General features: G+C 52.4%; 5 protein-coding genes. All 5 read left to right on the top strand.

Going from position 1 to position 4,625, the window contains the following annotated elements:
• Nucleotides 1-376: TRAP transporter small permease (locus ABYW01_RS14740; protein ID WP_372834030.1), on the top strand; the 376-nt coding region annotated here is incomplete at its 5' end.
• Nucleotides 377-1,774 (top strand): TRAP transporter large permease, encoded by a 1,398-nt coding sequence (locus ABYW01_RS14735; RefSeq protein WP_372834027.1) that lies wholly within the window; start codon nt 377-379, stop codon nt 1,772-1,774.
• Nucleotides 1,775-2,025: 251 nt separating this feature from the next.
• Nucleotides 2,026-2,526, top strand: coding sequence for a hypothetical protein (locus tag ABYW01_RS14730; protein ID WP_372834025.1), 501 nt, complete (start codon nt 2,026-2,028; stop codon nt 2,524-2,526).
• 193 nt (nt 2,527-2,719) lie between these two features.
• Entirely contained in the window at nt 2,720-3,775 is a 1,056-nt protein-coding gene (locus ABYW01_RS14725; protein ID WP_372834022.1) for an HD domain-containing phosphohydrolase, read from the top strand.
• On the top strand, nt 3,747-4,625 hold an 879-nt coding region (locus ABYW01_RS14720; protein ID WP_372834019.1), incomplete at its 3' end, for a transporter substrate-binding domain-containing protein. The genes ABYW01_RS14725 and ABYW01_RS14720, both read left to right, overlap by 29 nt.

The raw sequence follows: 4,625 nt of genomic DNA, 5'->3' as shown, positions 1-4,625 counted from the left end.
TGTTGATGTCTTCGTCAAACTGTTGCCAAGTCCGATTCACCGTTTCCTGACACTGCTGGCGATTGTGCTGGCGCTGGTTTACTGCGGCATGTTCCTCTACGGCTCCTGGATCTATCTGGCGAAGATGAAGATGATTGGGATCGAACTGGAGGACCTGCCAATCCCTAAATGGATACCGATGAGTATTCTGGTGATCGGTTTTGCCCTGCTGGCCCTGCGTTTTCTGGAGCTGGGTTGGAAAGTACTGAAAGGCGAAGTGGAAGGTTTCCATTTTGTTGATGAAGCGGCGGAATCCATGGAGATCGCCGAAGAGCTGAAAGCCGCCGAAGCGGCCGAAGCAGCGGCTAAAGAGAACAATACTAAGGAGACCAAATAAATGACTATTGCTGCGTTGTTCCTTATGTTGTTCGGTTTCATCTTTATGGGGATGCCGATTGCGATTGCGTTGGGTTTCTCTTCCGTGACGACGATTTTGCTGTTCTCGAACGATTCGCTGCCTTCAGTGGCACTGAAGTTGTTCGAAGCCACCTCTGAACACTATACGTTGCTGGCGATCCCGTTCTTTATCCTGTCTTCCGCGTTTTTGTCGACCGGTGGTGTGGCAAAACGCCTGATTAACTTTGCAATCGACAGTATTGGTCACGTACGGGGTGGTCTGGCGATGGCTTCGGTGATGGCATGCATGCTGTTCGCTGCGGTATCCGGTTCCTCTCCGGCCACGGTAGCAGCGATCGGTACCATCGTTATTGCCGGTATGGTGCGTGCGGGTTACCCGGAATCGTTTGCGGCCGGTGTTATCGCGAACGCGGGTACGCTGGGTATCCTGATTCCACCATCCATTGTGATGTTGGTATACGCGGCTGCGACTGAAGTGTCTGCGTCCCGTATGTTCATGGCCGGCTTCATTCCGGGCCTGATGATGGGCGGCATCCTGATGATCGCAATCTATATCACGGCGCGCATCAAGAAACTCCCGGCGCAGCCGTTCCCAGGTTTCCGTCAGTTGGCGAAGTCCGGTTCCATTGCAATGGGCGGTCTGATGCTGATCGTGATCGTTCTGGGTTCCATCTACGGTGGTATCGCATCGCCAACAGAAGCCGCAGCGGTAGCAGCGGTATATGCTTACCTGGTCGCTGTGTTTGGTTACCGTGATATCGGTCCGATGAAGGGTATTCTGTGGCGTAATCAAGGCGAGAGCAGCGGGGCTGCGGCAATACGTAACCTGTTTCAGATGGCGATTGCGTTGCCGAAATCCGTGACTAATCCTGAAGTTCGTAAAGTGGTCCTGGATGGCTCTAAAGTGTCGCTGATGCTGCTGTTCATTATCGCCAACGCAATGCTGTTCGCACACGTGCTGACCACTGAGCGTATTCCACACACCATTGCTGAAACCATTATCGAATGGGGTCTGCCAGCGTGGGGCTTCCTGATCGTCGTGAACATCCTGCTGCTGATCGCCGGTAACTTCATGGAGCCGTCTGCGATCCTACTGATCATGGCACCGATCCTGTTCCCGATCGCTACACAGCTGGGTATCGATCCGATTCATCTGGGTATCATCATGGTGGTTAATATGGAGATCGGGATGTTGACGCCGCCCGTTGGGTTGAACCTCTTTGTCACCGCCGGGATAACCGGGAAGAACATGGTATGGGTCATCAAGGCATGTCTGCCTTGGCTCAGCCTGCTGTTGTTCTTCCTGATTCTGATTACCTACATTCCGCAGATCTCTCTGTTCCTGCCGGAACTGATTGATTCCATGCGCGGTTACTGATTTCCGAATCCCAATCCGGAAACTGACGGAACCTTTCCTCTCCTGGCGGGGTTCCGGTTTGCTCCTATCTGTACCCTTTTGTTAGTGCAGTTGCCACCGAGGCTTCCTCGGTGGCTTTTTTATGTCTGCCACGTTTTTGCTGCAAAGAGGCCATCCTCCGACATTGCCCCAACGACCCATCTGTTACGGTTGTCGAATCCCGCGCCACAGTTACGTATAATACGCTGCTGATTTAGTTCTGGAGTACTACGGTGTTGGGATCTGTTGCTGCGTTATGGGGATTTGCCGGGATCAGTCTGATCTTGGGTAGTGCTATCTATCGCTTGAGCCAAATCGCCTGGCAAATGTTTGAGCAGCCTTTCAGCTGGTATCACTGGGCCGCACTGGCGTTCAGTGTTGCGTTTATGGGGTTTGCTGAAGGTTACCGTGGTTTCCAGAAAGCCTTCTCTCCGCGTGTGGCTGCCCGTATCTATTACCTGTCGAAACATGTGACGCCGATGCGTGCGCTGTTGGCCCCCCTGTTTTGTATGGGCTATTTCCACGTGCGCCGTAAGCGTCAGATTGTGACGGTCTGCCTGACGTTAGGCATTATTGTGCTGGTGCAGTTTGTTCATATGCTGGAACAGCCCTGGCGCGGCATTGTCGATGCGGGTGTAGTGGTGGGCCTGACCTGGGGGTTGCTGTCCATTGCGCTGTTTAGCTTTAAGGCATTCTTCGGCAATGGGTTTAACCACTCGCCGGAAACGCCTTAACGCCTCCTCTTGTTCGTTTTCTGCTGGCTGCTTGTATCAATATAAGCGGCCATGCTCCGTTCACCCAGTGAATACTCCTCCGCTTACCAGCCTGATTCGGTTGAATTATCCACTTGCTGTGACTCCGGACGGCGACCATAATAGATCGCAATATGGAAGTAACCCGGCACTCCACGCGCAACGTTAAGTGGGTATGACAGTGAAATTTGGATATCACATACTGATCGTCGATGACGTCACCGAGAATATTCAGGTGGTGATGAACATCCTCAAAGAACAGAACTATCAGTTCTCGTTTGCAACCAGTGGTGCCGAGGCCTTGGCGCTGGTGGATCAACAGGATTTTGATCTGATTCTGCTGGATATCATGATGCCGGGTATGAACGGTTTTGATGTCTGCAAACAGATTAAATCCCAACCCTCCCTGCACGATGACGTGCCGATCATCTTCCTGACCGCCAGAACTGACATTGACTCCATCAGTCAGGGCTTTGCTTTGGGGGCAGTGGATTACATCGTTAAGCCGTTTCATCCGGAAGAACTGATTGCTCGCGTGGGCAATCATCTGGAGTTAAGCCATGCCCGCAAGCTGTTGGAATTTCATAACATTACTCTGCAGCGGAAGATGGAAGGCAAAGAGAAACGCATTGCCCGAGAGCTGGAAAACTACCAGAAAGATATTATCCGGGTGCTTACCGAACTGATGGAGGCCACGTCAGATGAGACGGGTAAACATATCCGTCGGGTCGCTGAGGTTTCCCGCCTGCTCGCCCAGCACTGCAACAGCATCAGTGATGAAGAAACCCATATCATCTACTACGCTGCGCCGATGCACGATATAGGAAAGATATCTCTGCCCCATGGTCTGGTGCATAAGCCGGATAAGCTGACCGAAGCGGAATACAGCACCATGCGCACACATACCCAGCGGGCACACGATTTTCTGAAACACTCTGACCGCCTGATTATGAAAGCGGCGGATGTCATCGCCATGCAGCACCATGAAAAATGGGATGGTACGGGTTATCCGAAAGGTCTGAAAGGCAATGAGATCCATATTTATGGACGTATTGTCGCGTTGGCGGATGTGTTTGATGCGTTGACGCACAAGCGTTCATATAAGGATGCCTGGCCATTGGACGAAGCGGTGGACTACATTCAGAAATTGAAGGGAATCCACTTCGATCCGGAACTGGTCGATATTTTTTCTGAGCATATCGATGAGATCGCTGAAATTATTGAAAGCTGAGTACTGGCTGGTTCTGCTGCTTGTTTGTGCTCTGCTGATATGTTGTCCGCCGCAGTCCCATGCGCTGGAGTTAACGGCAGAAGAACGGATCTGGATCGCAGAAAATCCCACGATCTATCTCGGCTCAGACTACGCCTGGCCACCCTATGACTTCGTCGATGCCAGTGGTCAGCACTCCGGGATCTCTGCCGACTTTATGGCGTTGATTAGCGAAAAAACCGGGCTGAACATTCAGGTTCGCAGCGGTGTCTGGTCAGAGGTGATGGCACAGATGAAAGCCGGGGAGCTGGATGGTCTGGCCTGTGCCATGAAAACCCCGGAACGTGAAAGTTTCCTGCGTTTCTCTACACCCTATACCCGTATGCCACTGGCGGTTGTGGTTCAAGCTGAACGCAGTGATATTCGTACCTTTGACGACCTTAAGGGCCATACGGTTGCCGTCAATAAGGGCTCCTATCTGCATGAGTGGTTTTCCACCCATCATCCTGATCTCCAGCTGCATCTGACAACCTCCAACAGCGACTCGCTGGATGCCGTCAGCTTCTCCCAAGCAGACGCTTATGTGGGCAATGTGGGGGTTACGACGTATCTGATTAACGAGAAGTACCTCACCAACCTCAAGATCGTCGACAAACTCGACGCGCTGCAGACCGAAACCTCGGTGGCGATTGATATCAACCAGCCGATCCTCGCCTCGATCATACAAAAGGCACTGGATGCCGTGACGCCAGAGGAGAGAAAACGAGTAAATCAGTACTGGTTTAATGCGTCTCGTGCACAACTGATCGACCTGAGCCCCGATGAGCAAGCCTGGATTCGCGCTCACCCCGTGGTCAATGCCGGGGGACTG

It is taken from the genome of Pontibacterium sp., assembly GCF_041587635.1.
Classification (GTDB): domain Bacteria; phylum Pseudomonadota; class Gammaproteobacteria; order Pseudomonadales; family Balneatricaceae; genus Pontibacterium.
The sequence above is the reverse complement of the archived record's forward strand: the minus strand, read 5'-3'. Positions and strand labels throughout refer to the sequence as shown.

Excerpts from the sequence above, each read along its gene's own strand:
- ABYW01_RS14735 (WP_372834027.1), top strand. The coding sequence starts at position 377 with ATGACTATTGCTGCGTTGTTCCTTATGTTGTTCGGTTTCATCTTTATG.
- ABYW01_RS14725 (WP_372834022.1), top strand. The coding sequence starts at position 2,720 with ATGACAGTGAAATTTGGATATCACATACTGATCGTCGATGACGTCACC.